This window comes from Actinomadura rugatobispora, assembly GCF_055379765.1.
Genome location: NZ_AP029191.1, coordinates 5,298,085 through 5,323,836 on the forward strand (window position 1 = coordinate 5,298,085; position 25,752 = coordinate 5,323,836).

Below are 25,752 nucleotides of genomic sequence, written 5' to 3' on the forward strand. Positions count from 1 at the left end.
CCCAGCCCGCCGTTTCCGGTGACACCGGCCCCCAGCCGGCCGTTTCCGGTGACACCGGCCCCCAGCCGGCCGTTTCCGGTGACACGGGCCCGCAGCCCGCGATCTCCGGTGGCACCGGCCCGCAGCCGGCCGTCTCCGGCGACACCGGCCCGCAGCCGGCCGTTTCCGGTGACACGGGCCCGCAGCCCGCGGTCTCCGGCGACACGGGCCCGCAGCCCGCCGTCTCCGGCGACACGGGTCCGCAGCCCGCCGTCCCCGCGGCATCGGAGGGCGCCGAGAGCGCCGCCCCCGCCGAGGACGCCGACCCCGCCGAGACCCGCGCGGACGACGGCGACCGGGAGCCCGAGCAGACCGCTCCCGAGCCGCTCGCCGCCCCGGTCGCCGCCGAGGCGCCCGCACCGGCGACCGCCGCGGAGATCCTCGAGCGGCTCGGCGACGCCGGGCTCCCCGGGGCATCGGAGGAGGACCGCGCCCCCGCCGATCCGGCGGTCACGGCCCCTGAGGCCCCGGCGGCGGAGTCCGGGCGGCAGGACGAGCCCGCCGAGCAGCCCGCCCCCGCCCCCGGCGTTCCCACGACCGAGACCGGCCCGCCGCTCGTCGTGTCGGACACCGGGCCCCAGCGGGCCGTGTCCGACACCGGGCCCCAGTCGGCGGTGTCGCAGACCGGCCCCCAGCCCGTCGTCTCTCAGACGGGCCCTCAGCCCGCCGTGCGGCGTCCCGAGGCCCCGACCGACACCGTCGCGATCGCCGCCTCCACCCCCGACCGCCCGCTCCCGTACGCCGAGCTGGGCATGAAGGAGGAGGAGTACCGGCGGGTCCGCGACATCCTGGGCCGCCGTCCCACCTCGGCCGAGCTGGCGATCTACTCGGTGATGTGGAGCGAGCACTGCTCGTACAAGAGTTCCAAGGTGCACCTGCGGCAGTTCGGCGACAAGGCGCCGCAGACCGACGCGCTGCTGGTCGGGATGGGCGAGAACGCCGGCGTCGTCGACGTGGGCCAGGGCTGGGCGGTCACCTTCAAGGTGGAGTCGCACAACCACCCCTCCTACGTCGAGCCGTACCAGGGCGCGGCGACCGGGGTCGGCGGGATCGTGCGCGACATCATGTCGATGGGCGCGCGGCCGATCGCGGTGATGGACTCGCTGCGGTTCGGCCCGGCCGACGCCCCCGACACCCAGCGGGTGCTGCCGGGCGTGGTGGCCGGGGTCGGCGGGTACGGCAACTCGCTCGGCCTGCCCAACATCGGCGGTGAGACCGTCTTCGACGAGTGCTACGCGCAGAACCCCCTCGTCAACGCGCTGTGCGTGGGCGTGATGAAGCACGAGGACATCAAGCGGGCGGTGGCGCCCGGCCCGGGCAACCGGGTGATCCTGTTCGGTGCCGGCACCGGCCCGGACGGCATCGGCGGCGCCTCGGTGCTGGCGTCGGCGACCTTCGACGAGGAGTCGCAGGCCAAGCGGCCCAGCGTGCAGGTCGGCGACCCGTTCATGGAGAAGCTGCTGATCGAGTGCTGCCTGGAGCTGTTCCGCGAGGACCTCGTCGTGGGCATCCAGGACCTCGGCGCGGCCGGGGTGTCGTGCGCGACCACCGAGCTGGCCGCGGCCGGCACCGGCGGCATGCACGTCGAGCTCGACTCCGTCCCGCTGCGCGACGCGACGCTGCGCCCTGAGGAGATCCTCATGAGCGAGTCGCAGGAGCGCATGATGGCGGTGGTCGAGCCGGGCAAGGTCGACCGCTTCCTGGAGATCTGCGCCAGGTGGGAGATCCCGGCGACCACGATCGGCGCGGTCACCGACACCGGCCGCCTGGTCATGACCTGGCGCGGCGAGACGATCGTCGACATCCCGCCGACCACCGCCGCCGACGAGGGCCCGGTCTACCAGCGGCCCTACGAGCCCCCGGCCGACCTGGGCTCCCTCCAGTCCGACACCCCGGGGCGGCTGACCCGGCCGTCCAACGCCGACGAGATCCGCCGCACCGTCCTGTGGTTGGCCGGCTCGCCCAACCTGGCGAGCAAGACCTGGGTGACCTCGCAGTACGACCGGTACGTCCTGGGCAACACGGTCATGGCCATGCCCGAGGACGCGGGCGTGGTGCGGATCGACGACGAGTCCGGCCTGGGCATCGCGCTCTCCCTGGACGGCAACGGCCGCTACACCCGGCTCGACCCGTACGCGGGCGCGCAGCTCGCGCTGTCGGAGGCGTTCCGCAACGTGGCCGCCACCGGCGCCCGCCCCCTCGCGGTCACCAACTGCCTGAACTTCGGCTCCCCCGAGGACCCGGGCGTGATGTGGCAGTTCGCCCGCGCGGTCGAGGGCCTGGCCGACGCCTGCCAGTACCTGGGCGTCCCGGTCACCGGCGGCAACGTCAGCTTCTACAACCAGACCGGCAGCACGCCGATCAACCCGACGCCGGTCATCGGCGTGCTGGGCGTCCACGACGACGTGCGCCGCCACGTGAACATGTCGTTCACCTCCGACGGCGCCACCCTCGCCCTCCTGGGCGAGACCCGCGAGGAGTTCGGCGGCTCCGAATGGGCGCACGTGGTCTACGGCCACCTGGGCGGCCTGCCGCCCCTGGTCGACCTGGCCGCCGAGCGCGCCCTGGCCTCGGTCCTGGTCAACGCGGCCCGCGAGGGCCTGCTGACGGCCGCGCACGACGTGTCCGACGGCGGGCTGTCGCAGGCGCTGGTGGAGTCCTGCCTGCGCGGCGGCCTCGGCGCCAAGATCACCCTGCGCGGGGACGCGTTCGTCTCGCTGTTCAGCGAGTCGGTCGCCCGCACCGTGGTCGCCATCCGTCCCGGCGGCGAGGGCCGCATCGTCCAGCTGTGCGAGGCCGCGGGCGTCCCGGTCTCCCAGCTCGGCGTCATCGGCGGCGACTCCCTGGACATCTCCACCCTCGGCTCCGACGGCGAGGCCCAGGAGCTGTTCTCCATTCCGCTCGTGGAACTCCGCGACGCCCACGAGCGCACCCTCCCCAGCTACGCCGGCTGACCGCCGCCGAACGGGCGCCCACCCCGGGCGCCCGTTCGGTCTTTCCAGGCCGCGTCTTCCACGCCGCCCCTTGTCGCGGCGGCCACCACTAGGGATGATCTCCGCAGGGGGTCGTCATGTGGGCCGGTCTGCAGATCGCATTGATAGGCGTGGTCGGGGTGGCGGCGACCTCCTGGGCGCTGTGGTCCCTGCGCGGATCCACGCACCGCAGGCAGGTCAAAGAGGCTCTGCTCCCGCTCATCGGCGGGCTGTGGTTCCTCTTCTGCTTCGCCGCGGTCGTCGTCTTCGACATGCCCTTCACACCGGCGCCGCTCTCATTCTTCCTCTTCATCGCGCTGGTCTGGCTCGTGCGGAAGACGTGGCGGTCCCTGAAGCAGAGGCTGAGCGCCTAGCGAACCGGAGGGGACGAACATGGCCAGGACCCATCATTACGAACTCGATGTCACCTGGACGGGCGACCGCGGCACCGGTACCAGCGGTTATCGCGACTTCGACCGCGCCCACGAACTCACCGCGGACGGCAAACCGGTCATTCCGGCGTCCTCCGACCCCGCGCTCCGCGGCGACCCCGAGCGCTGGAACCCCGAGGAACTCCTGGTGGCCTCGCTGTCGCAGTGCCACATGCTGTGGTTCCTGCACCTGTGCGTCGGCGCCGGGGTGATCGTCACCGGGTACACCGACCGCCCGCACGGCACCATGGTCGAGACCCGCGACGGCGGCCACTTCGAGGAGGTCGTCCTGCGGCCGAAGGTCACCGTGGCCACCGCGGACCAGGCCGCGCTCACGCCCGAACTGCACGAACGCGCCCACCGGATGTGCTTCATCGCCAACTCGGTCAACTTCAAGGTCCGCCACGAACCCACCGTCGAGACAGCGACCGCCTGACGCCCCCGATCACGTGCCACCGAACCTCACGCCTCGGGGTGCATCAGCTGTTCGGCGAACCACTGCAGGCGCTCCGTGCTTATGCCGGTCCGCTGCTCGACGGCCAGCGGATGGTCGGTGGGCTCGAGCTCGATGGAGGGACGCCGGCCCACCGGTCGCGTGTGGACGTGGGTCTTCAGGTTCAGCGTGCTCTGGTCGTAGAGGAACAGTTCTGTGGCCAGCCATCCGAAGTAGGGCGGCTCGTTCTCACGGCCCGGGCTCTCCCACAGTTCGCTCATGCGGGCGAAGTTCTGCGGGCTGAGCGACACCCAGGCGGCCCAGGAGAAGACGTCCCCGCCGATGATGGGGATCTCGATCAGGCCCTTCACGAACAGGTGCTCTCCATTGATCACGCACTGGTCGGAGGTGAGTTCGCTGTCGGGGTGCGCGGCGATTTCCTCGGACCAGTACGCCGGCGCCTCGGAGGAGTAGTGCTGGGGCAACTCGTCGTGCTTCTCGCCGCAGCAGGAACGCACGAATCCGACATGGCTGGACATGCAGGGGAGCCTATTCGGTCGGGCCGCCGCCGGCCCGCGCTCACGACCGACTGATCGCGGAACCTGGCATCATCGCCGGATGACGCCCTCATGGACGATCCGGCACTTCTCCCAGGCGAATCCGAAGGGGCGGGACCAGGGTGACGTGCCCGCGCTGCTGCGGAGGGTCGCCGACTCCATCGAGGAACTGGGCCCGGTCAAGGTGCAGGACCTCATCCTGCACGAGGAGATCACCGAGGACGGGCCGTGGGTGAGCGCGACCGTCTACTTCCACCCCGCCGACCCCGCCGGGGCCTCCTAGCCGCGCGGGGTGCGGTCCCAGAGCCGGAGGCCCGCCGGAGGCGCGGTACTCGCTATCTTGTTCGCGGCGGCGGGGTCGTCCGCACGGTAAAGGGTGGGACCCGGGGTGCGGACTGGGCCATCTGCCTCGTCGCTTCGAGCTCCGGCGGCGCGCACCACGTGACCGCCGTTCGCCGGAGGGCCGGCCGGCGGCCGCGCGATGGTTAGCGTCTACCTGATAGATAAGCGGCCATCCCGCAACGACCGTCACGGGCGCGGAATGGGCTTCCCAGAGTCAGAGGCCCCCGCCGGAGGCGAATGAACCTGGGCTATGTGCCGAAGTTCTAGACTTCCGCGTCTATCCGACAGCGTTTCCTGCACGGCAGCGGCCTTCCCAGGCCCAAGCCCGGCCTGTCGGCGATCCAACCCGGCTCCGGCGACAACCTGGGCTGGCATCTGGATCAGCTTTCACACTTTGAAGGCATCCACGACCCCATCGACCCTGAACAAGAGGCACCCGTGCGCCAAGTGGTCATCGACACATCCGACCCCAGCACCCTGACCGTCTACGTCATGGCTTTCAACACCTGACACCATCGACTCGCACTGCACCATGGGTGCCGGGTGATGGCACAGCCTCCTAGAAAGCGGCGCGAGCGCCCAAGCGAGACGGCGAAATGATGGCCGATTCCTTTGACCCTGCCTTGGCGGGTCCCGGACGATAAGCCCGTCACGGCGCGGCTGGTCTTCACGACTCGTCAGCGCACGCCGATCAGCCGTACTGAGGCCTGGAAACCGGTCCTTGAGCGGGCCGGTGTGCCGTCGATGCGCGAGAACGGGTACCACGCGCTTCGCCGGCGTCCTACTCGAACGCGGCGTCGACATCCGGACGTACACGCACCTGATGCGCAAGGCGAGCGCATGACCTGCGCCCCCGGTCTAGAAGACCGAGATGTGGACGTGGTCGAAGTGGTTGGCGGTGGTGCCGCCGCGGTTCTCCATGCTGCGCCAGCCGGGGCTGCGCATGTCGTAGATGCGCTGGCGCCAGATCACGTACTTGATGCCGAGCCTGCTGGCGTTGGCGATGGCGTACGCGGCGGTCTGGTCGCCCTGGGCGCGGCCGTTGGCCGAGGGCATCGAGCCGCCCGTGCTGACCATGAAGTCGCAGGCCTGGCCGGTGGCGTGGTCCTGGGCGTCGACGCCGCCGCGGAAGCAGCCGATGGTGGGGAACGGTCCGAACTCGATGTCGATGCTGTTCTTGGCCTTGAGCATGCGGGGGGTGACCCCGCCCATGCCGACGCTGGGCGACTCCGGCTTGTACTTCTTGACCAGCGCCTTGATCCTGGCCTTCTCCTTGACCAGGTCGCGGATCTCCTTCTCGAGCTCCTTGATCTTCTGCTCGGCCTCGCGCTTGGACTTCTCCTGCTCGTTCACCAGCTTCTGGATCTGCTGCACCTGGGCGGACTGGTTCTGCGCCACGTGGCTGACCAGGCTGAGGTTGCTGAGCGCGTTGGAGGGGTCGTCGCTGGAGAGGACGTTGACCGAGGGATCGGCGCCGCCCGTCATGTACTGGTTGGCGGCGAGCTGGGCGACCAGGCCGCGGGCGGTCTGGAGGTCCTTGCTGAGCACCTTGGTCTTGTCCAGGGCCACCTTGACGCTGTACCGGGTGTCCTTCAGCTTCGCCAGGTCGCCGCCGTACGCCTTGTCGAGCTTCTCGATCTGGGCGTTCAGCTTGCGGATGCGGCCCGCGTCGCCGGGCTCGGCCTGAGCGGGGGGCGCGGTGCCCGCGGCGAGCGGCAGGGCACCGGCGAGCGCCGCGAGTGCCAAGGCGGGACGCCGTAGCCGGGCGGGCCAGCGGCGGGTGGAGTTGGGGGTCTCCTCCACGTCCTCTCCTCTCCTCGATCGCCTACCGGGTTAGCTGACGGATTCGGGCCGGGAGTCAGCCCTATCACCGCCCGCGGTCACGGGTGGTGAATTCACCCCGGCCGGTCTGGTCCGGGGGCGCGCCCCCGGACCTGATGGCTGTGGGTCCCCGGCTCCCGGGCGGGGTAGCGCCGCGGGACTCGGCGTGGCCGGCCGCCGCCCCGCCCGAAACGGGCGGCTCGGCGGCCGGATGCCAACGAACTGTAAGATCCTCGCCAAGATTAAACCCCAGCGGCACCTGGGATGGCTCGATGGCCGGGCCATCCTACGTGACCGGGCTCACAGACCCGCTTTGTAGAGGAGCCGGTTGGCGGTCCCGGACGGCAGCCGTCCGATCTTTCCCTTTGTTGAGTTGTCGTTCAGCCATTTCTGCACCTGCGGGAACGTGGCCCCGCGGTTGCCGGCCAGGTAGAGCGCCGCGACCCCGCTCACGTGCGGTGCAGCCATCGACGTGCCGGAGATCGTCGACTTGCCGCCGCCGGGCCAGGCCGAGGTGATCCCGTAGCCGGGCGCGAAGATGTCGACGCACGAGCCGTGGTTCGACCAGGTGGCCCGGTTGTCGTAGATCGTGGTCGCGCCGACCGACATCACCCAGCCCGCGCTGGACGGCGAGGTGTTGCAGGCGTTCTGGTTCTCGTTGCCCGCCGCCACCGAGACGAAGACGCCCGACTGCGACAGCTGCTGCACGGCCGTGTTGAGCGCCGCCGACTTGGGGCCGCCGATCGACAGGTTGGCCACGGCGGGCTTGGCGGCGTTCTGCTGCACCCACTGGACGGCCTGGACGATGGTCGACACCGAGCCGAAGCCGTCGGCGTCCAGCACCCGCAGGCCGCGCACGTTGACGTTCTTGGCCACGCCCCAGGTCTTGGCGCCGATGGTGCCGGCCACGTGCGTCCCGTGCCCGTTGTGGTCCCAGCCGTCGCCGTTGAACTCCGGCGCGACCCAGACCGTCTTGGCCCGGCCGCCGAACTCGGGGTGGCTGTGCGCCAGCCCGGTGTCGATCACGTAGGCGTTCACGCCGGTGCCGGTCGAGGTGTAGGTGTAGGACTTCGACAGCGGCAGGGGGCGCTCGTCGATGCGGTCCAGGCCCCAGGTGGGGTTGCTCTGCGTGGCGACGAGCTTGACGACCTGGTCGTGCTCGATCGCGGCCACCGCCGGGTCGCGGCGCAGCTTGTCCAGCTGCGCGGTGCTCAGCTTGGCGGCGAAGCCGTTCAGCACCCCGTCGAAGCGCTTGACGGAGGTGGCGCGGACCCGCTGGGCCGCCGAGGCGGTGGACGCCCCGGACTTCAGCGTGACGATGTACCGGCCCGGCAGCGGGGTGCCCCGCGCCGCGGTGACGGTGACCGGCTCACCCGCCCCGGGGGCTGCGGAGGCGGGCAGGACGCCGGCGGCGGTGACGCACGAGGCGGCCGCGCCGACGACGAGGACCCTTCGGTGGACAGTCCGCAAGAGTTCTCCTTCTCTCCGGCGGGACCGTACGCGGTGCCCGCGGGTGGCCGAGATGATCGATCGGCCCGGAGGTACCTTAATGGATCTCCTGCGAAAAGAGCCCTTAAATCACGCTTAAATCGGCATTCCGGCCGGAGGTGGCACGGGTCAGCCGCGGGTGAGCTTTCCCTGGTATCCGAGCTGCGGCTGGCCGGGCGTGCTCCAGGCGTACTGGAGGGTGCCGTCCGGCTGCCGGCTGACCTGCACGGTGCCGTTCGTGCACGGCTTCGGAATGGCCAGCGCCATGGTGAGCTGCCGGTTCGTCCCCTCGGTGAGGGTGAGCGTCCCGGTGCAGTGGCTCCGCGGGTACACGGCCTTGGCGGTCTTCTCGCCCGCCGTGAACGTCACCTCGATCGGGAACGAGGCGCCCCGGGAGGGATTGACCGCTGTGCCCTTCCACGTTCCGGAGAACCCGTCGGGGACGGCGCTCACCGGACGGTCGTCGGGCGGCGCGGCCCCGGGTCCGGGCGAGCCGCCGGCGTCGTCCCGCCACTGCGGCAGCAGCACCAGCGCGATGATCGCGACGCCGACCAGCACCCCGATCGTCAGCGAGAGCGCCACGCCGAGCAGGTGGTTGCCGGGGCGCAGCCGGGTCAGCCGGTCCAGGGCGCCGGGGACGCCGCGGCGCGGCTCCTCGGGCGGCAGCGACAGGACCGCCGTGGAGTTCCGCTCGTCCTCGTCGCGGGAGGCGCCCATGCCGGGGATGAGGTGCGGCGTCGGCTCGGTCCGGTCGGCCGGATCCGCCTGGGCGGGCGGCTGCGGCCGCGGGTGGACGGACGGGATGGCCTGCGTGGCGGCGTCCTCGTGCACCGGCGCGTTCGCGGGCGGGACGGCGGCGCTCTGCAACGGCAGCGGGAAGTCCACGCGGGTGAGTTCGGCGGGCTCCTCCGGCGGCCACGGGTCCCCGCTGGACGACCCGTCCCCGCCCGTTTGCGCTCCCTGCCCGAACGACGCCGGCGCGGTGCTCGACGGCCGCTCCGGCGGCTGAGGCGGGGGCGGCGCGGCCGGTGGGGCGGCGGGGGCGGCGGGGGCGGTCTGCGGTTGCGGTTGCGGGGGTGTGGTGCCGCGTGCCAGCGCCCGTCCCTCGGCGACCAGGCCCTCCGGCATCCGCTCGGCCAGCGGGCCGGACTCGTCCAGCAGCCGTTCGAGGAGCCCGGCCGGGGTCGGGCGCCCGGCGGGGTCCTTGGCCAGGGCTTCGGCGACGATGCCCCGCAGGTATTCCGGGAACGCGCTCAGGTCCGGGTCGTCGTACATGATCCGCTGCATGACCTCGGTGGGCGCGTCGTCCCCGAACGGCGGGCGCGCGGTCACCGCGTACAGCAGCGTGGCGCCCCAGGCGAACACGTCGGCGGCCGGGCCGATGTCGATGCCGCTGAGCTGTTCGGGCGCCTTGTAGGACGGGTCGTCGGAGACCCGGCCGTTGGGGGCGGCGTCCACCGCGTCCAGCGCGGGCGTGACGGCCACGTCGCTCACGCGGGGTCCGTCCCGGCCGAGCAGGACGTTGGCGGGCTTGAAGTCGTGGTGCACCGCGCCGGCGCGGTGGATGGCGGCCAGCGCGACCGCGGTGCCGACCGCGAGCCGCTCGGCCACGGCGTCGCCGCGCGGGCCCTCCTCGGCCACCAGCTGGAGCAGGGAGGGGCCGTCGACCCACTCGCTCACCACGTACGGCCGGCCGCCCTCGACGTCGGCGTCCAGGATCCCGGCCACGCAGAAGCCGGAGACCTTGCGGGCGGCGGCGAACGACCCGGCGAACCGGTCGCGGGCGGCGGGCTCGCCGCTCAGCCGCAGGTGGAGCAGCTTGATCGCGACCTTCCGGCCGGAGCGGTCCCGGCCCAGGAAGACGGCGCCGTGCTCGCCGACGCCGAGCCGGCCGGTGATCTCGTACTCGCCGAGTCCGCGAGGGTCACCGGGCTGCAGGGGCAGCGCCTCGGCCATCTACACAACCTCCGTGTCATCCCGCCGGGGATCCCTCCCCGGCCGGCCCCCCGAAACCGTCCTCGCCCCCGGCCGGCGCGGTCCCTTTCTACCGGCTGCGCGAGCGTGCCGATGCCGTGGCGGCCGTACCGTGACCGTCGCGGCGGCAGTACCGTGACCGGCGGATGCCGGGCGGTGACCGGCGGGAGCCGGGCCGTGACGGACAGGAGCGCCCGGGAGCGGTCTCCCGGGGGTTCGGCCACGCCGCCGCACCGGGGGGAACGGTAGCGTCGGTGCCGATGTCGCGAACACCTCTCTCCCGTGCCGTGCTGGACGAGCAGCGCGGCGCGCTCGGCCTGCCGCCGCACGCCGGGTCCGACGAGCCCGCGGACCTGCGCAGGTCCGCGCTGGAGGCCGTGCTGGCCGCCCGCGACGCGGGCGCCGAGCCGGCCCGGCCGGTCCTGAGGGGGGCCGTGCGCTTCCTGCTGGACCGGCTCGCCGAACTCTCGCCGGGACGGTCGGTGGAGGTCCGGGTGCCCCCGTACGCCGCCGTGCAATGCATCGACGGGCCGCACCATACCCGTGGAACCCCCCCAAACGTGGTCGAGATGGACGCACCCACCTGGATCGCCCTGGCCACCGGCCGCCTGACCTGGGACGAGGCCCTCAAGTCCGGGCGCATCCGCGCCAGCGGCGCCCGCGCGGACCTCTCCGGCCACCTCCCGCTGCCGCCCGCCGCCTGAGGGGTTGTCCCGGCGGCCCGGCGCTGCCAGCGTGGACGGCGGACCCACGACCGCTCCGGGGGACGGCACGGAGAGGCGATGCCATGCTCATCGCACGCTGGATCTTCGACATCGACACCATCGACGGCCGGAGCGCGGCCGACGTCCAGGGCGCCGCGCCCGCCGTCGTGCTGGACGAGTCGGTCCGGGTCGTCCCGGGCCGGGACGGCGAGGCGCTGGCGTTCGACGGGCGCGCGCAGGCCGTGATCCCCGCCGCGCCGCAGCTCGTTCTCAGCCAGGTGTTCGGGTTCGCGCTGGCCTTTTTCGTGAACGTGACCGCGCCCCCGGACGGCGAGTGGCGCGGCCTGCTCTACAAGCCGGTGGGCGAGAACGACGCCCGCGGCGTCGGCATGTGGCTCTACCCGGACGCGATGCGGGTCCGCGGGCAGGTGTTCACCGCCAAGGGCCCCGACTACGTCGACAGCCGCACGTCCCTGCGGGTGGGTGAGTGGACGCATGTGGCGTTCGTCGCGGACGCCGACGGCATGTACCTCTACATTGACGGGCGGCTCGACGTGGGCGTCCCGCTGGAGCACGAGGTGGTGCCGCCGTACGGGCCGATCTACCTGGGCGGCCAGCCCGACCGCCCCGGCTTCACGGGACTGCTCGACGATCTGCGGGTGTACGCCTCGGCGCTGGACGCCGGCACCGTCCAGGCCCTGGCCCGCCCCCCGTCCTGACCTTCTACGGGGCCGCGGGATCGGTCGCGGCCCGGGTGAAGGGGAACTCCCGCTCCACACAGCGCTGGCGGGCCGCGTCGTCGGGGTACCGGGCCGGATTCCCGCACCCCGCCACCTTGATCACCAGCCAGGCGGTCAGGCCGAGCGTCGCCACCGACGCCGCGATCCCGACCACCGCCATCACGATCACGCCCCGGCGTCCCGGCGCCCCAGGGCCGGTCGCGGGCGGCGGCCACGCGTCCGGCGGCGCCCACGCGGCGGACGCCCTGGACCGGGCCTGGACCAGGGCGATGATCCCCACCACCAGCCCCGCCAGCGCCAGCAGGATCCCCAGCCCGCAGATCAGCAGCGTCGGCACGGACAGCAGCCCGAGCACGAGCGAGGTCACCGCCGGGCCCCTGCCGCGCGGCTTCGGAGGCGGTCCCTGCCGCGGCGGCGGTGGCGGGTAGGGCCGGCTCCCCGGCGTCGTCATGCGCGCTCCCGTGATCTCCCGTCGTGGACGTCCGCGTCCCCGCGGCGGACGTCCGGGTCAAGGGTGGCGCGCCCGGTCGCCGCGGCCCCGTACCGCCGGGTAAAGGTCCTTCCAGGAGATCCGCCGATCGGAGCAGGTGAGGCGGGCATCTAGACTGGCGGGCGTGCCTCTCGGTGATGGACGTTTGAGCCACGACATCGATCCCTCTGACCGCCCCCCACAGGACGCCTGCGGGGTGTTCGGCGTCTGGGTGCCGCCTGCCGAGGCGGGCCGCGCCGAAGTGAGCAAGCTCACCTACTACGGCCTGTACGCGCTGCAGCACCGCGGCCAGGAGTCCGCGGGCATCGCCGTCAGCGACGGCTCCCGCATCGTCGTCTTCAAGGACATGGGCCTGGTCGCCCAGGTCTTCGACGAATCCGTGCTGAACACGCTGCGCGGCCACCTGGCCGTCGGCCACTGCCGCTACTCCACGACCGGCTCCCCGACCTGGGAGAACGCCCAGCCCACGTTCCGCTCGACCGACGCGGGCGGGCTGGCCCTCACCCACAACGGCAACCTGATCAACACCCCCGACCTGGCCGCCCGGCTCGACCCCGGGGTGCTGACCGCCAGCACCGACACCGAGGTCCTGACCGCGCTGCTGGCCACCCACCCCGGCGGCGACCCGATGGCGGCCGCCCGCGAGATCCTCCCGGTCGTGCGCGGCGCCTACTCCCTGGTCTTCATGAACGAGGGCACCCTGTACGCCGCCCGCGACCCCGAGGGCATCCGGCCGCTGGTGCTGGGCCGCTTCGAGGACGTCGGCTGGGTCGTCGCGTCCGAGACCGCCGCCCTCGACATCGTCGGCGCCCGGTTCGTCCGGGAGATCGAGCCCGGCGAGCTGATCGCGATCGACGGCGGCGGCGTCCGGTCCGAGCGGTTCGCCGAGCCGCGGCCCAAGGGCTGCCTGTTCGAGTACGTCTACCTGGCCCGTCCCGACACCACCATCGCGGGCCGCAGCGTCCAGGCGACCCGGGTCGAGGTGGGCCGGCGGCTGGCCCGCGAGCACCCGGTCGAGGCCGACCTGGTCATCCCGACGCCCGAGTCGGGCACCCCGGCCGCGATCGGCTACGCCGAGGCGTCCGGGATCCCCTACGGGCAGGGGCTGGTGAAGAACTCCTACGTCGGCCGCACGTTCATCCAGCCGTCCCAGACCATCCGCCAGCTCGGCATCCGCCTCAAGCTCAACCCGCTGCGCGAGGCGATCGAGGGGAAGCGGCTGATCGTGGTGGACGACTCGATCGTCCGCGGCAACACCCAGCGCGCCATCGTGGGGATGCTGCGGGACGCCGGGGCCGCCGAGGTCCATGTGCGGATCTCCAGCCCGCCGGTGGCCTGGCCGTGCTTCTACGGCATCGACTTCGCCAGCCGCGCCGAGCTGATCGCCGGGAACCTGTCGGTCGAGGAGATCCGCGACTCCCTCGGCGCCGACTCGCTCGGCTACATCTCGCTGGACGAGCTGATCGCCGCCTCCCAGATCCCCAAGGACAACCTGTGCCGGGCCTGCTTCGACGGGAAGTACCCGATCCCGGTCGACGAGGGCGCGCGGGGCAAGCACCTCCTGGAGCCGTCCAGAACGTGAACACCAAGGAAGGCAGGGGAACGGAACGGCGATGAGCACCTCCTACGAGGCGGCCGGGGTCGACATCGCGGCGGGCGAACGCGCCGTCGAGCTGATGAAGTCCAGGGTCGCCCGGGCCCGGCGGCCCGAGGTCGTGGACGACGCCAGCGGCTTCGCCGGCCTGTTCGACGCCTCCGCCCTGCTGCGCTACCGGCGCCCGCTGCTGGCGACGTCCACCGACGGCGTCGGCACCAAGGTCGACCTGGCCCGGCGGCTGGGGATCTACGACACCGTCGGCCACGACCTGGTCGGCATGGTGATCGACGATCTCGCGGTGTGCGGGGCCGAGCCGCTGTTCATGACCGACTACATCGCGTGCGGCAAGGTCGTCCCGGAGCGCATCGCCGACATCGTGGGCGGCATCGCCGACGCCTGCGCGCTGGCGGGCTGCGCCCTGGTCGGCGGCGAGACCGCCGAGCACCCCGGCCTCCTGGCGCCCGACGAGTTCGACCTCGCGGGCGCCGGGACGGGCGTCGTGGAGGCCGACGGGCTGCTGGGGCCGGGCCGCGTCCGGGCCGGGGACGCCGTCCTGGCGATGGCGTCCTCGGGCATCCACTCCAACGGGTACTCACTCGTCCGCCACATCCTCGCCACCACCGACCTGACCCTGGAGTCGCGGCCGGCGGAGCTGGGCCGTCCGCTCGGCGAGGAACTGCTCACCCCGACCCGCATCTACTCCCAGGACTGCCTGGCCCTCGCCCGGGCCGGCGGCGTGCACGCGTTCGCGCACATCACCGGCGGCGGGCTGGAGAGCAACCTGGCCCGTTCGCTGCCCGGCTCGCTCGACGCCGTCCTCGACCGCGCGTCGTGGACGGTGCCGCCGCTCTTCGAGGTGCTCCGCGCGTACGGGGACGTGGCCCGGGCCGACATGGACACGACGTTCAACATGGGCGTGGGCATGGCCGCCATCGTGGCCGCCGACGCCGCCGACGCGGCGCTGCGCCTGCTGGAGGAGCGCGGCGTGCCCGCCTGGCGGCTCGGCGAGATCGTCCCCCGGTACCGGCACGGCCAGGTTCTCCTGACCCGGCCCCGAGCGCGTCGCTCGGGGCCGGGAACTCCGGCATGAGATCGGACGTCCCTGACATTGTGATCAGACGTCTGCCGCGGCCGTCGCGGCGCTGGGCCGGGCCGCTGCTCGTCCTGGCCGCGCTGGCCGCCTACGCCGTCACGGCCCCGATGGGCTGGGCGTACGCGGACACGGCCCGCTACCGACACACCGCGGCGGACGTGCCGCCGAGCCCGGTGGCGCTGGTGCTGGGCGCCGGGATCCGCGGCGACCAGCCGTCGATCTTCCTGGCCCGCCGCCTCGAACTGGCCAGAGATCTCTATCAGCGGGGCAAGGTCAAAGTCATTCTCGTGTCGGGCGACAACCGGGTCGCGGGCTACGACGAGCCGACCGTGATGCGCGACCACCTGGTCGCCGCCGGGGTCCCCGACCGCAAGATCGTCCGCGATTTCGCCGGCCTGGACACCTGGGACTCCTGCACCCGCGCCAAGCGGATCTTCGGGGTGCAGCGGCTCACCGTCGTGACCCAGGGCTTCCACCTGCCCCGCGCCGTCGCCCTCTGCCGCGCCGCCGGCCTGGACGCGCGAGGCGTCGGCGACCCCAGCCCCCGCACGATGCCCGGCACCACCATCGGCTACGGCCGCGAACCCCTCGCGATGCTCAAGGCGATGACCAGCCTCGCCACCCGCCCGGACCCGGCCCACCTGGGCCGCGCGGAACCCGGCGTCCACGACGCCCTGGCCGCCCGCTGACCGCCCTCCAGGGCGGAAAAAACGCCACCGCCCGCGCGTGAATCGGCGGGCGGTGGCGTGGTGGCCTGGCGATCAGCCGGAGGTGCCGTCCTTGCGATCCTCGGGGCCGTCGTCGGCGTAGTCGGCGTACTTCTCGGCGAGCTCGTCGTAAGCGTCGTAGTCGTCGCCGGCGGGGTCAGGGACTCCCAGTTCGCCTTTCAGGCGGTCGAGGTCCGTGTTGCCGCTCTGGTACTTGAGCTGGCGGGCAACCTTCACCTGCTTGGCCTTGGCTCGGCCGCGACCCATTGGCTCGACCCCCTCGATGGTCAGGGCTTTCGTGGGCCCATCAACGCGCGCGTGTACCACACGAACCGATGCCTGATGAGCCATGCGTCAGTCACGGATACAACCGTACCCGTTTTGCGCCCGGCTCGGTACATCGTCAGTCCGTGGCGGCATGCTCGTTGCGGAGAACACCAGTGTATCCGCTGCGCAAGGGTCTTCTCGCTCCGGACGACGCGCCACCAAACGGACGCCCGGCCGGGTCGGTCGAGGTCCGGACGCGTCGCGGGACCGGGACACACGCGGCCCGCGACGCGTCCGCGACGATCACAGCCAGATGCCGCGCAACCGTCCTATGTCGGACATCCGGCGCTCGGCGAGACGGTCCGCCGCCACCGCCGGAGGCACCCCCTCCTCCGCCGCCAGCGCGAAGATCCGCCGTGTGGTCTCGAAGATCTCGCCGGCCCGGGCCCGGGCCCGCTCGAAGTCGAACCCCCCGATCTCGTCGGCCACCTGGATCACGCCGCCGGAGTTGACCACGTAGTCGGGCGCGTACAGCACGTCGCGGTCGGCGAGCTGCTTCTCCACGCCCGGGTGGGCGAGCTGGTTGTTGGCGGCGCCGCACACGATCCTCGCCGTGAGCGTCAGGACGCTGTCGTCGTCCAGGGAGCCCCCCAGGGCACATGGGGCGTAGACGTCCAGATTCGCCCGTACGAGGGCGTCCTTGCCGTCGACCACCTCCACATCCGGGTGGCGGGCCCGGACGCGCTCCACGGCGGCCTCGCTCACGTCGCAGATGACGACGTCGGCGCCGTCCTCCCGCAGATGCTCCACGAGCCGGTGCCCGACCTTGCCGACCCCCTCGACCCCTACGCGCCGTCCCCGCAGCGTGGGAGCGCCCCAGACCGCCTCGGCCGCGGCCCGCATCCCCTGGAAGACGCCGAACGCGGTGAGGATGGAGGAGTCTCCGGCGCCGCCGTGCGCGCGCGTACGGCCCGTCACGAAGCGCGACTCGCGGGCCACGACGTCCATGTCCTCGCTGTAGGTGCCGACGTCGCACGCGGTGTAGTAGCGACCGTTCAGCGACTGCACGAACCGCCCGTAGGCACGCAGCAGCGCCTCGGTCTTGACGGTGGCGGGGTCACCGATGATGACCGCCTTCCCGCCGCCGTGGTCCAGGCCCGCCAGGGCGTTCTTGTACGCCATGCCGCGGGACAGGTTGAGCACGTCGGTCAGCGCCGCGTCCTCCGACCCGTACGGGTAGAAGCGGGTGCCGCCCAGAGCCGGGCCCAGCGCGGTGGAGTGGATCGCGATGATCGCGCGCAGGCCGCTGGCCTCGTCCTGGCAGAACACGACCTGTTCGTGGCTGCCGAAGCGGGATACGGGCTGGTCGGTGGGTCCTGTGCCCTTGTGGGGCGACCCGAAGACATTAGGCACGGTAGTGCCCTCCTCTCCGTCTGTAGATCAGCCTAGAGGAGGTAACACGGGGATCTCGGTGGCGCGGTGGTCCCTTTGCCCGCACCTTGGACATGTCACGATGCGGGTGTGCTTCCGTACGCCGCGTACCTACGCGTATACGAGCCGGTGACCGCCTTCCCCGAACCGGCCCGCACCCTCTGGACGGCCTACGCCGACTCCCGCAAGCGGCCCCGGCGCGTACACGCCCTCAGAGCGGAGCACCTCCAGGCCAGGCGCCGCCTCGTGGCGTCACCCCCTGTAGTCGCCCCCGAACGGGAGAGCGCGGACGCCTACGTACGCCGCTCCCACGACATGCTCTACATCTGCCCCTGGGAGACCCGCCTGCGCTCCTGGCACGCCTTCTCCCGCTTCAGGCAGGAGACCTCAGCCCTCATGGCCGCCTGCTACATGCCCCCCGACGTGATGCGGCGCGTGGAGGAGGAGTCCCGGCAGGGCACGTCCCGCCCGCACATCCTCTCCAGCACTTGGCACGTGCCACCGTCGTGGTTCGCCCTTTTCACCGCCGCCGAGCGCTGCCTGCTGCTGGGCGGCACCGCCGCCGAGCAACGCGGCCGCGGACCCGCGACGGCGGCCGCGACCCGTACCCTGATCTACGTCACCACCATGGCCGAGGCGCGGACCCGGGTGGAGGCCGCCCTCCCGTACGCCCCCGGCACGGGCCACCTGGAGACGGTCGCACGCTGGCTGGCCGCTTTCCACCCGCGCGCACTCGTCGAACTCGACTACGGGGGCCTGGTCCACCTGCTGGACGACGACTTCCTCCGCGCCGACGAGTCGGTCGCCGAGACGGGGGTGGCGCTCGCCGCGGCGGCCCGCGGCGAGGCCGAGCTCGCCACCGCGATGCGGCGGCGCCTGCGGGCCCGATGGCGCCACGTCAGGGCGCTGGAATCGGCGAACTGAACAAATTTCCCGAATCCGCGCGCGATACGACTATACGTATCGCTAGAATCACGCTGCGTGACTCGGTTGCCATGATGACGCACCGCTCCCGGTGGTCGCGGGGATGTTCCCACGCAACTCTCGCCAGGAGCTTGCTTGTCGCGTTGAGTGGTGGCAAGGTTACACGTTGTGATGTCATAGTGGCTCTTTCGGGCCATAGGGGACATCAGTGACCGCGCGAGGATCAATCGCAGGATCGCTGTCATCGGTCCACGGAGGAGAGGCCGCACACATGTCAGCACGTACGCCAGAGGCCGAGCCCCTGCTGACGCCGGCAGAGGTGGCGACGATGTTCCGCGTCGACCCCAAGACCGTCACGCGGTGGGCGAAGGCTGGAAAGCTCACGTCCATCCGCACGCTGGGGGGGCACCGGCGCTACCGGGAGGCCGAGGTGCGGGCGCTGCTGGCGGGAATCCCGCAGCAGAGGTCGGAGTAGCACACTCCGCCCGGCGAGCGCCCTCGGCACTCGCCGGCCCTACCTGGCTCACCTTGAGGGGGGACAGGAGTGCCCGGACGGTCACTGTCCGGACATCTCCTGGACGACGGATCCGGGACCACGATCATCCGAGAATCGCGGTCCCGGATCACTCAACACTGGAGTGAGGTCCCGTTCGCCTGGCGAACGGGACACCTCTTCAGAACACCGACCGGACACCTCCGGTCATCGCGCCCGGCCCTGCCACACCCAGGACCAGGCGCACGGCGGATCCCCGCTGGGGGGCGGGACCGCCAACACCGCACCACAACGGCCCAGACCAGGGCCGCGCCCGCCCGTAGGGCACACGCCACAAACCCAGCCACAACACGTCATCGCGGCACGCACCCGAGCGGTGTCACGCGCCGCAGCCGCCACCCGGCACGCCTCGTCCGCGACGCGTGACCACGCCCGGCGTGATCGCCGTGCGCCCCGTGCCTGCGCCGCGGCAGCGGCGCGATCGTGCCCCGTCCGCGATGTGCGATCACGGCTGTTGCGTTGCCGTTCGCCATATCTACCTGGGCGGTGTCACGCGATTCGCACGGCGGCCACCACGCGGCATGCTTGCGTCGAGGACGCGTGATCGCGGCGCTTGATCGCCGCGCGCCCATCTGGACGATGACACGCCTACGCTGCGGCGACGACGCGACTCCGCTAGCGACGCCTGACCGTGCCCGCTTCGTCGCCGTCCGCCCTGACTGGGTGGTGTCGCGCGGTTCGCGCTGCGGCCGCCGTGCGGCATGCCTGCGTCGGGGACGCGTGAGCGTGGCCGCTTGATCGTCGTGCGCCTCAGTCGGACGGTGCCGCGCGCCTGCACTGCGGCGACGCGATCGCGGCTCGTCCGCCGTGCCTGCTCACGGCCGCTTCGTCGCTGTTCGCCGTGGGTGGTGTCGGGCGATTCGGACGGCGGCCACCACGCGGCACGCCTCGTCGGCTTGATCGCGGTGTGCCTTGTTGCGCGACTGCACGGCTGCCGCTACGCGCTGTAGGGCCGTGGGTGCTTCGGTGTCCCGCTTGGCGGCCAGCCGAGCATGGCCTGGCAGCGGCCGCTTGATCGACTGCCTGCCTCGGTGTGCAGCTCGCACGCGGCTACGGCGCCAGGGGAACGTGGCTTAGTTCTCGTGGGCCATTTCTCGGTGGGCGAGGGTGCTGAAGAGGGCGCCTACGGACGGTTCGTGCTTGCCGGCGACGTCCAGGAGGACGACCAGCTGGTCGACCAGCAGGCGTTCCAGTGCGGGGCGGGTGAGGTCGCGGTTCTCCAGCCAGTCGAGGCCGGCGGTCTCCACCGAGGCCATCCAGGAGCGCAGGGTGATGCGCAGGACGGGCGGCGCGGTCTCCGCGTTCAGGGCGTGCAGGATGCGCTCCAGGAGGAGCCTGCGCATGCCGTCGACAATCTCTCCGACTTCGCCGGAACGGTCGGCCGGGCCGCCGCGAAGAAGGGCGGTGAAGCCCGCGGCGTGGCTTTCCACGAAATCGAAGTAGCGCTCCAGGGAAATCTGCAGCCGTTCGAGCGGCTTGCCCTCGGTGGGGGGTTCCAGGAGGTCGGCGAGCCGTTTGGCGGCGCTGCCCAGGGCGGCGAGGTACAGCTCGTATTTTCCGCCGAAGTAGTGGTACACGAGGGCGCGGGAGGCGCCCGCGGCGGCGGCGACGTCGTCGATGGAGACGTCCTCGGGCGGGCGGGTGCTGAAGAGTTGCAGCGCCGCCTCGATCAGCTCGTCCCGGCGCTCGTCGACGCTCAGCCTGCGGCGGGTCCGCGGGGCGGGGCGCTGTGCGCGGGGGGAGCCCCCCGAACGCCGCCCGTTCTTCGACTTCTCCGCGGCCACTGCACGATCTCCCACCTGGGAAGCCTATCCGAGCGCGGGACGCGACCGCGCACGGCGGATCCCCCACCGGTGAACATTCACCCCGTGTTCGATCGGTTCCAGGCCGTTTCTTTCGTCCTGTGAACAGAGAATTCCATGGTTGTGACCCAGGACACCACATACCCGAACTGCCATTGACGGCTGCCCGTTACTCGCTGTTGCGACGATTTCGGGTGAAGGCAAGGCATCATGGCATCTCCCCACGAGTGGGGAAGGCGCGCCGGCCCACCGCAGCGGGCCCGGGGCGCCGAGGCGGCAGGTCCTGCAGGCCCCCCTGGACGGAGTGCCATGTCAGCTGGTGAAGGTAGTAGTCCCCCGCGCGAGCGAGAGAAGCGAGAGAACGGCGTCCCCCTGCCGCGGAGCGGTGAGGGGCGGACGCTGCCCGTGCCCAAACCGACGATCCGAAATGTCGCGGAACGCGCGGGCGTATCGAAATCTTTGGTGTCCCTGGTGATGCGAGGCTCGCCCCATGTGAGCGAGCGGCGCAGGCAGGCCGTGCTGCAGGCCGCCCGGGAACTGGGATACCGGCCCAACGCGGTCGCCCGGAGCCTGGTGGAGGGCCGTACCAGGCTGATCGGCGCCATCGTGGCCGACCTGCACAACCCGTTCTTCGCCGAGTTCCTCGACGGCCTGCAGGAGACCCTGCACGGCGAGGGCCTGCGGATGCTGGTGGGCAGCGGGCGCTGGGATCCGCTGTTCGAGGCGGAGGCGGTCGAGGCGTTCCTGGAGATGCGGGTGGACGGCCTGGTGCTGCTCAGCGTCGTCCCCGACTCGCTCAAGGAGGCGGCGGCCAGCGTGCCGGTCGTGGTCGTCGGGGAACGCGACGTGGTCGGGGTGGACATCGTCGTGGACGACGACGAGCTGGGCGCCAGCCTGGCCGTCGACCATCTGGTGGAGCTGGGGCACCGCCGGATCGCCCATATCGAGGGGGCACGTTCCACGACCGCGCGGTACCGGCGGGCCGGCTACGAGAAGGCGATGCGGCGCCACGGCCTGACCGACGAGATCGTGGTGGAGATGGGGGACTTCACCGAGGAGGGCGGCTACCGGGCCGCCCGCACGCTGCTTTCCCTGGAGCGCCGTCCCACCGCCATCTTCGCTCCCAACGACCTGGTGGCGACGGGCGCGCTGTCGGCGGCCGACGAGCTGGGGCTGCCCGTTCCGGAGCAGGTCTCGATCGTCGGGTACGACAACACGCATCTGGCGGCGATCCGGCACATCTCGCTGACCAGCGTCGACCAGCCGCGGCGCGACATGGGCCGGGTGGCGGCCGAGCTGCTGACCGCGCGGATCGACGATCCGGGGCGGGTGGCCCGGCAGAACCTGGTCGTCCCGCATCTGGTGGTGCGGTCCACCACGGGGCCGGTGCCCCAGCCGGTGGCGCCCTAGGTTCCGGTAATGGCACGGCCAAGGCTGCTGCAACCGGCGGGTCGCGGGACGCGGCCGGCGGGTTAATGGGTGGACCCTTCGGCGGGTCGGGGGACCTCGCCGTGGGGCCATCGGAAAGGATCGCAGGCAGCGGGGGGACGGGTCGTGCGTGATCCGGAGTTGGTGTCGTGCGCGCAGCGCGCGGCGAGCGAGCTGGAACGCGCCTGGTCGGAGTGGCGGCACGGGCGCGGGCTGACGGAGCAGCTGTCGGAGTCGGTGGCCAGTTACGTGGCGCACTCGATCGACCATCCGTGGGGGCGGCCCCGCGTCGTGCTGGGCCTGAATGCCGACGAGGCCCGCGCCCTGGCGGCGCTGCTGGGCAAGGAGGATGCGCCGGGCTGATTTCCCGGACTTCGTTTGACGTACGCATGCCGGTGTGCAGACTGGCAGGGTCGGTAACGAAGTCATCACGGGGAGAGGCCATTCATGGGATTCCACCGGCGCGGCTCGGCGGCGGCCGCCCTGGCGCTCTGCCTGGGCGCGCTCACCGCGTGCGGTGGCGGCTCGCCCGCCTCGGACGCCAAGGGGGAGGGCGTCGGTCCGCCGACCGCTGGGGCGAAGGCCACATCAGGCACATCGGTGACCCGGCAGGGGGCGTCTCAGGACGGCTCGGTGCGCGGCAAGGTCATCGTCATCGATCCGGGGCACAACGGCGGCAACGCCAAGAACCCGGCGTACATCAACCGGCAGGTCGACATCGGCAACGGCCGGAAGGAGTGCGACACCACCGGCACCTCCACCAACGCGGGGTACCCCGAGCACGCCTTCACCTGGGACGTCTCCAACCGGCTGGCGAGGCTGCTGCGGGCCCAGGGCGCCAAGGTGCTGCTGACGCGCAAGAACGACACCGGCGTGGGGCCGTGCATCACCGAGCGGGCCGCGATCGGGAACCGGGCGAAGGCCGACGCCGCGGTGTCGGTGCACGCCGACGGGGCGAAGCCGTCCGGGCGCGGGTTCCACATCATCCAGCCGGTGGCGGTGAAGGGGCACAACTCGGAGATGGTGCCCGACGCCCAGCGGCTGGGGCGGTCGCTGCGGGACGCGTACCGGTCCGGCACCGGCGTCCCGTACTCGAACTACATCGGCGAGAAGGGGCTCGACCCGCGCAGCGATCTGGGCGGGCTGAACCTGTCGACGGTGCCGAAGGTGTTCATCGAGTGCGGGAACATGCGGAACGCGGCGGAGGCGGCGAAGATGTCGACGCCGGCGTTCCGGCAGCGCGTCGCGGTCGCTTTGGCGGCCGGGCTGGACGACTACTTCCGGAAGGGCTGAGCCGCCTGGGGCCTCGCGGCAGGGCAAGATGGGCGGGTGTCTGATCATCTGCGGCGGCTCGGTGCCGCGTTCGAAGGGGCGGGGTACACCGTCGGCGGGGTGCGGGCGCTGCTCGGCCCGGTGGCGGGCGGTGCGCTGGCGCGGGACGAGATCGTCCCGGCGCTGCGGGCGACCGCGGGAGGGTCGCTGCTGGAGGCGCTGACGCGGCTGTTCTGGTTGCAGGTGCCGGTGGCGGCGCCGGCGCTCGCCGGGGATCTGGTGGCGGCGGGGCTCGCGGAGGAGTCGGGCGGTGAGGTCCGGGCGCTGCTGCGGGTGGAGCCGCTCGAGTCGGTCGTTTCCGGGGCCGGCGGGCATGCCGGGTATGTGGTGTCCGATCTGAGGGTGCGGCCGGGGAGCGGCGGGACGGTCCGTCCCGATCATGTGGTGGGCGCGGGCGGCGCGTCGGCGAGCCTGGCGCGGCTCGCTGTCCACAGCCCTGTGGACAACGCGCTCGATCTGGGCACGGGATGCGGCGTCCAGGCGCTGCATCTGGCGGCGGGCCGGGCGCGGCGGATCACCGCCACCGACGTCAATCCGCGGGCGCTCGAACTGGCCGCGATGAGCGTGGCGCTGTCGGGCGCCGAGGGCGTGGAGTTCGCGGAGGGGCCGCTGCTGGAGCCGGTCGCCGGGCGCCGGTTCGACCTGATCGTGTCCAATCCGCCGTTCGTGATCGCGCCGCCGGGTGCGGGGCCCCGGTACGTGTACCGCGAGTCGGGCCTGCCCGGCGACGACTTCTGCCGGCGGCTGGTGGCCGAGGCTCCGGCGCTGCTGAACGAGGGCGGCCACTGCCGGCTGCTGGCCAACTGGCTGCAGGTCAGGGGTGTTCCGTGGGAGGAGCGGGTGGGGGCCTGGGCGGAGGAGTCCGGGTGCGACGCCTGGGTGGTGCGGCGGGACGTCCAGGACCCGGCGGAGTACGCGGAGCTGTGGCTGCGCGACTCGTGCGAGGCGGGCACGCCCGAGTACCGGGTGCGGTACGAGGCGTGGCTGGACTACTTCGAGCGGCACGAGGTGACCGGTGTCGGTTTCGGGTGGATCGCCCTGCGGCGTACGGGATCGGAGCGTCCCGTGACGCGGGTGGAGGAGTTGCGGCACGCGGTCGAGGAGCCCGTGGGCGCGTACGCGGGCGCGGTCCTGGACGGTCTCGCCGCAGCCCGGGAGTTTTCCACAGGCTGTGGACAGGGTGGGGTGTTCGAGCGGCGGCTGCGGACGGCGGACGGTGTCGTCCAGGAGCAGATCGGCCCGCCCGGCGCCGAGGACCCCGAACGCATCCTCCTCCGCCAGAACGGCCGGCTGCGCCGCGTGGCCGGCGTCGGCACGGTCGAGGCGGCGCTGGCCGGGGTCTGCGACGGGACGCTCCCGCTGGGGCCGCTGCTGGACGCCATCGCCCAGCTCACCGGTCTCGACGCGGACCAGGTGCGGGCGCACGCGCGGGCCGTCCTCCCGGAACTGGTCGCCGACGGCTTCTTCGAACTCGTCCCCGAGGACTGACGGGCCGTCAGCGGCGGGCGGCGTCCAGCGTGGGGAAGGCGCTGCCGCGCAGCCGGCGGGCCAGGTCGCGGTGGACGCGGCGGGCCCAGAACGGCCCCTCGTAGATCATCGCCGTGTACGCCTGGACGAGCGTGGCCCCGGCCCGGATGCGCTCCCAGGCGTCGTCGGCGTCCTCCACCCCGCCGACCGAGATCAGCACCAGCCGGTCGCCGGTGCGCGCCCGCAGCCTGCGCAGCACCTCGACCGAACGCCGCTTCAGGGGCGCGCCCGACAGCCCGCCCGCCTCCTTCACCAGCTCCGCGGGGCTGTCGAGGCCCTCGCGGCCGATGGTGGTGTTGGCGGCGATGATCCCGTCGAGGCCGAGTTCGAGGGCGAGGTCGGCGACCGCGTCCACGTCGTCGTCCGCCAGATCGGGGGCGATCTTGACCAGCAGCGGGACGTGCCGCCCGGCGGCCCGTCCGGACGCCTCGCGGACCGCCGCCAGCAGCGGCCGCAGGTGCTCGACGGCCTGCAGGTTCCGCAGGCCGGGCGTGTTCGGCGAGCTGACGTTGACGACGAGGTAGTCGGCGTACGGGGCGAGCCGTTCGGTGCTGAGCACGTAGTCGCCGACCGCCTCCGCCTCCGGGACGGCCTTGGTCTTGCCGATGTTCACCCCGACGATCGTGCCGGGACGCCGCGCGCGGAGCCGCCGCAGCGCCGCCTCCGAGCCCTCGTTGTTGAACCCCATCCGGTTCACGATCGCCCGGTCGCGGGGCAGCCGGAAGAGCCGGGGCCGCGGGTTGCCGGGCTGCGGCCGTCCCGTCACGGTCCCGATCTCGACGTGCCCGAACCCGAACGCGCCCACGGCGTCGTAGACCAGGGCGTCCTTGTCGAAGCCGGCCGCGAGCCCGACCGGGCCCGGGAACTCCAGGCCCATCGCCCGTACGGTCAACGCCGGGTCGTGGGGCGCCAGGGCCCGCCGGAGCAGCGGGGCGGCGCCGGGCACCGCCTGGATCGCGCGCAGTGCGCGCATCGTGAGGTGGTGCGCGGTCTCGGCCGGGATCCGGGAGATGACCAGTGAGAACAGGAGTCTGTACATCGGCCCCGATTCTGTCAGCACCGATATTCGTTTGAGGCGCCGGGGCGGCGCGTCCTAACCT

24 protein-coding genes and 1 riboswitch are annotated in these 25,752 nt (G+C 72.4%); of the genes, 15 read left to right on the plus strand and 9 right to left on the minus strand.

What is annotated here, in order from left to right; all coding sequences use genetic code 11:
- Window positions 1-791 precede the first annotated feature (791 nt).
- From purL to ACZ466_RS23500, 3 genes are all read left to right on the plus strand, one after another.
- Window positions 792-2,993, plus strand: a complete 2,202-nt coding sequence (gene purL, locus ACZ466_RS23490) for a phosphoribosylformylglycinamidine synthase subunit PurL (RefSeq protein WP_378286211.1) — start codon at window positions 792-794, stop codon at window positions 2,991-2,993.
- Window positions 2,994-3,109: 116 nt separating this feature from the next.
- Window positions 3,110-3,385 carry a hypothetical protein gene (locus ACZ466_RS23495; protein ID WP_378286107.1) on the plus strand — a complete coding sequence of 92 codons (276 nt, stop codon included), beginning with the start codon at window positions 3,110-3,112 and terminating at the stop codon, window positions 3,383-3,385.
- Between the two features lie 19 nt (window positions 3,386-3,404).
- Window positions 3,405-3,878 carry an OsmC family protein gene (locus tag ACZ466_RS23500; RefSeq protein ID WP_378286108.1) on the plus strand — a complete coding sequence of 158 codons (474 nt, stop codon included), beginning with the start codon at window positions 3,405-3,407 and terminating at the stop codon, window positions 3,876-3,878.
- A 26-nt stretch (window positions 3,879-3,904) separates the two neighbouring features.
- On the opposite strand, the gene ACZ466_RS23505 is transcribed toward ACZ466_RS23500, so the two are convergent.
- Window positions 3,905-4,414, minus strand: coding sequence for a DUF2199 domain-containing protein (locus ACZ466_RS23505; RefSeq protein WP_378286109.1), 510 nt, complete (start codon window positions 4,412-4,414; stop codon window positions 3,905-3,907).
- A 79-nt stretch (window positions 4,415-4,493) separates the two neighbouring features.
- On the opposite strand from ACZ466_RS23505, the gene ACZ466_RS23510 reads away from it, so the two are divergent.
- Window positions 4,494-4,715 (plus strand): hypothetical protein, encoded by a 222-nt coding sequence (locus ACZ466_RS23510; protein ID WP_378286110.1) that lies wholly within the window; start codon window positions 4,494-4,496, stop codon window positions 4,713-4,715.
- A 917-nt stretch (window positions 4,716-5,632) separates the two neighbouring features.
- Here the strand turns inward: ACZ466_RS23510 and ACZ466_RS23515 are convergent.
- The 3 genes from ACZ466_RS23515 to ACZ466_RS23525 form a co-directional block, all read right to left on the minus strand.
- Window positions 5,633-6,577: a coiled-coil domain-containing protein gene (locus tag ACZ466_RS23515; RefSeq protein WP_378286111.1), complete on the minus strand. Its 945-nt coding sequence runs from the start codon at window positions 6,575-6,577 to the stop codon at window positions 5,633-5,635.
- A gap of 3 nt (window positions 6,578-6,580) precedes the next feature.
- Window positions 6,581-6,757, minus strand: a riboswitch (cyclic di-AMP (ydaO/yuaA leader).
- 138 nt (window positions 6,758-6,895) lie between these two features.
- A complete protein-coding gene (locus ACZ466_RS23520) occupies window positions 6,896-8,065 on the minus strand; it encodes a S8 family peptidase (RefSeq protein ID WP_378286112.1) in 1,170 nt (389 codons plus the stop codon).
- Between the two features lie 147 nt (window positions 8,066-8,212).
- Window positions 8,213-10,039, minus strand: a complete 1,827-nt coding sequence (locus tag ACZ466_RS23525; RefSeq protein ID WP_378286113.1) for a serine/threonine protein kinase — start codon at window positions 10,037-10,039, stop codon at window positions 8,213-8,215.
- 278 nt (window positions 10,040-10,317) lie between these two features.
- Here ACZ466_RS23525 and ACZ466_RS23530 point away from each other — a divergent pair, with 278 nt between their 5' ends.
- A complete protein-coding gene (locus ACZ466_RS23530) occupies window positions 10,318-10,761 on the plus strand; it encodes a sterol carrier family protein (protein ID WP_378286114.1) in 444 nt (147 codons plus the stop codon).
- 83 nt (window positions 10,762-10,844) lie between these two features.
- Entirely contained in the window at window positions 10,845-11,480 is a 636-nt protein-coding gene (locus ACZ466_RS23535; RefSeq protein WP_378286115.1) for a LamG domain-containing protein, read from the plus strand.
- A 4-nt stretch (window positions 11,481-11,484) separates the two neighbouring features.
- Here ACZ466_RS23535 and ACZ466_RS23540 read toward each other — a convergent pair whose 3' ends face one another.
- On the minus strand, window positions 11,485-11,868 hold the full coding sequence (locus ACZ466_RS23540; protein WP_378286116.1) for a hypothetical protein: 384 nt from the start codon (window positions 11,866-11,868) through the stop codon (window positions 11,485-11,487).
- A 247-nt stretch (window positions 11,869-12,115) separates the two neighbouring features.
- Here ACZ466_RS23540 and purF point away from each other — a divergent pair, with 247 nt between their 5' ends.
- The 3 genes from purF to ACZ466_RS23555 are packed head-to-tail and all read left to right on the plus strand — an operon-like array spanning window position 12,116 to window position 15,370.
- A complete protein-coding gene (gene purF / locus ACZ466_RS23545; protein WP_378286117.1) occupies window positions 12,116-13,573 on the plus strand; it encodes an amidophosphoribosyltransferase in 1,458 nt (485 codons plus the stop codon).
- A gap of 31 nt (window positions 13,574-13,604) precedes the next feature.
- A complete protein-coding gene (purM, locus tag ACZ466_RS23550; protein WP_464043943.1) occupies window positions 13,605-14,678 on the plus strand; it encodes a phosphoribosylformylglycinamidine cyclo-ligase in 1,074 nt (357 codons plus the stop codon).
- 20 nt (window positions 14,679-14,698) lie between these two features.
- Window positions 14,699-15,370 (plus strand): SanA/YdcF family protein, encoded by a 672-nt coding sequence (locus ACZ466_RS23555; protein WP_378286119.1) that lies wholly within the window; start codon window positions 14,699-14,701, stop codon window positions 15,368-15,370.
- Between the two features lie 72 nt (window positions 15,371-15,442).
- Here the strand turns inward: ACZ466_RS23555 and ACZ466_RS23560 are convergent, their stop codons facing one another.
- Both ACZ466_RS23560 and ACZ466_RS23565 read right to left on the minus strand, forming a co-directional pair.
- Window positions 15,443-15,655 (minus strand): DUF3073 domain-containing protein, encoded by a 213-nt coding sequence (locus tag ACZ466_RS23560; protein ID WP_378286120.1) that lies wholly within the window; start codon window positions 15,653-15,655, stop codon window positions 15,443-15,445.
- A 303-nt stretch (window positions 15,656-15,958) separates the two neighbouring features.
- Window positions 15,959-17,068 (minus strand): Glu/Leu/Phe/Val family dehydrogenase, encoded by a 1,110-nt coding sequence (locus ACZ466_RS23565; protein WP_378286121.1) that lies wholly within the window; start codon window positions 17,066-17,068, stop codon window positions 15,959-15,961.
- Between the two features lie 108 nt (window positions 17,069-17,176).
- Here ACZ466_RS23565 and ACZ466_RS23570 point away from each other — a divergent pair, with 108 nt between their 5' ends.
- Both ACZ466_RS23570 and bldC read left to right on the plus strand, forming a co-directional pair.
- Entirely contained in the window at window positions 17,177-18,010 is an 834-nt protein-coding gene (locus ACZ466_RS23570; protein ID WP_378286122.1) for a hypothetical protein, read from the plus strand.
- A 271-nt stretch (window positions 18,011-18,281) separates the two neighbouring features.
- Window positions 18,282-18,485, plus strand: coding sequence for a developmental transcriptional regulator BldC (gene bldC / locus ACZ466_RS23575; protein WP_012850682.1), 204 nt, complete (start codon window positions 18,282-18,284; stop codon window positions 18,483-18,485).
- A 1,151-nt stretch (window positions 18,486-19,636) separates the two neighbouring features.
- Here the strand turns inward: bldC and ACZ466_RS23580 are convergent.
- The gene (locus ACZ466_RS23580; protein WP_464043944.1) at window positions 19,637-20,347 is read right to left on the minus strand and encodes a TetR/AcrR family transcriptional regulator; all 711 of its coding nucleotides are present in this window, start codon (window positions 20,345-20,347) and stop codon (window positions 19,637-19,639) included.
- A 327-nt stretch (window positions 20,348-20,674) separates the two neighbouring features.
- Between ACZ466_RS23580 and ACZ466_RS23585 the strand changes: the two genes are divergently transcribed.
- From ACZ466_RS23585 to ACZ466_RS23600, 4 genes are all read left to right on the plus strand, one after another.
- Entirely contained in the window at window positions 20,675-21,775 is a 1,101-nt protein-coding gene (locus ACZ466_RS23585; protein ID WP_378286124.1) for a LacI family DNA-binding transcriptional regulator, read from the plus strand.
- A gap of 144 nt (window positions 21,776-21,919) precedes the next feature.
- Window positions 21,920-22,156 carry a hypothetical protein gene (locus ACZ466_RS23590; protein ID WP_378286125.1) on the plus strand — a complete coding sequence of 79 codons (237 nt, stop codon included), beginning with the start codon at window positions 21,920-21,922 and terminating at the stop codon, window positions 22,154-22,156.
- A gap of 84 nt (window positions 22,157-22,240) precedes the next feature.
- The gene (locus ACZ466_RS23595) at window positions 22,241-23,086 is read left to right on the plus strand and encodes an N-acetylmuramoyl-L-alanine amidase (RefSeq protein WP_378286126.1); all 846 of its coding nucleotides are present in this window, start codon (window positions 22,241-22,243) and stop codon (window positions 23,084-23,086) included.
- A 36-nt stretch (window positions 23,087-23,122) separates the two neighbouring features.
- Complete coding sequence (locus ACZ466_RS23600; RefSeq protein WP_378286127.1) at window positions 23,123-24,613, plus strand: DUF7059 domain-containing protein; 1,491 nt, start codon at window positions 23,123-23,125, stop codon at window positions 24,611-24,613.
- 7 nt (window positions 24,614-24,620) lie between these two features.
- On the opposite strand, the gene ACZ466_RS23605 is transcribed toward ACZ466_RS23600, so the two are convergent.
- Window positions 24,621-25,691 carry a quinone-dependent dihydroorotate dehydrogenase gene (locus ACZ466_RS23605; RefSeq protein ID WP_378286128.1) on the minus strand — a complete coding sequence of 357 codons (1,071 nt, stop codon included), beginning with the start codon at window positions 25,689-25,691 and terminating at the stop codon, window positions 24,621-24,623.
- Between the last annotated feature and the right edge of the window lie 61 nt (window positions 25,692-25,752).

Bases quoted from the DNA above. Each gene is read 5' to 3' on its own strand.
- ACZ466_RS23525 (WP_378286113.1), bottom strand. From the start codon at position 10,039: ATGGCCGAGGCGCTGCCCCTGCAGCCCGGTGACCCTCGCGGACTCGGC.
- ACZ466_RS23505 (WP_378286109.1), bottom strand. From the start codon at position 4,414: ATGTCCAGCCATGTCGGATTCGTGCGTTCCTGCTGCGGCGAGAAGCAC.
- purM (WP_464043943.1), top strand. From the start codon at position 13,605: ATGAGCACCTCCTACGAGGCGGCCGGGGTCGACATCGCGGCGGGCGAA.
- ACZ466_RS23585 (WP_378286124.1), top strand. From the start codon at position 20,675: ATGTCAGCTGGTGAAGGTAGTAGTCCCCCGCGCGAGCGAGAGAAGCGA.
- ACZ466_RS23495 (WP_378286107.1), top strand. From the start codon at position 3,110: ATGTGGGCCGGTCTGCAGATCGCATTGATAGGCGTGGTCGGGGTGGCG.
- ACZ466_RS23510 (WP_378286110.1), top strand. From the start codon at position 4,494: ATGACGCCCTCATGGACGATCCGGCACTTCTCCCAGGCGAATCCGAAG.
- ACZ466_RS23595 (WP_378286126.1), top strand. From the start codon at position 22,241: ATGGGATTCCACCGGCGCGGCTCGGCGGCGGCCGCCCTGGCGCTCTGC.
- ACZ466_RS23535 (WP_378286115.1), top strand. From the start codon at position 10,845: ATGCTCATCGCACGCTGGATCTTCGACATCGACACCATCGACGGCCGG.
- bldC (WP_012850682.1), top strand. From the start codon at position 18,282: ATGTCAGCACGTACGCCAGAGGCCGAGCCCCTGCTGACGCCGGCAGAG.
- ACZ466_RS23560 (WP_378286120.1), bottom strand. From the start codon at position 15,655: ATGGGTCGCGGCCGAGCCAAGGCCAAGCAGGTGAAGGTTGCCCGCCAG.
- ACZ466_RS23530 (WP_378286114.1), top strand. From the start codon at position 10,318: ATGTCGCGAACACCTCTCTCCCGTGCCGTGCTGGACGAGCAGCGCGGC.
- ACZ466_RS23605 (WP_378286128.1), bottom strand. From the start codon at position 25,691: ATGTACAGACTCCTGTTCTCACTGGTCATCTCCCGGATCCCGGCCGAG.
- purL (WP_378286211.1), top strand. From the start codon at position 792: ATGAAGGAGGAGGAGTACCGGCGGGTCCGCGACATCCTGGGCCGCCGT.
- ACZ466_RS23500 (WP_378286108.1), top strand. From the start codon at position 3,405: ATGGCCAGGACCCATCATTACGAACTCGATGTCACCTGGACGGGCGAC.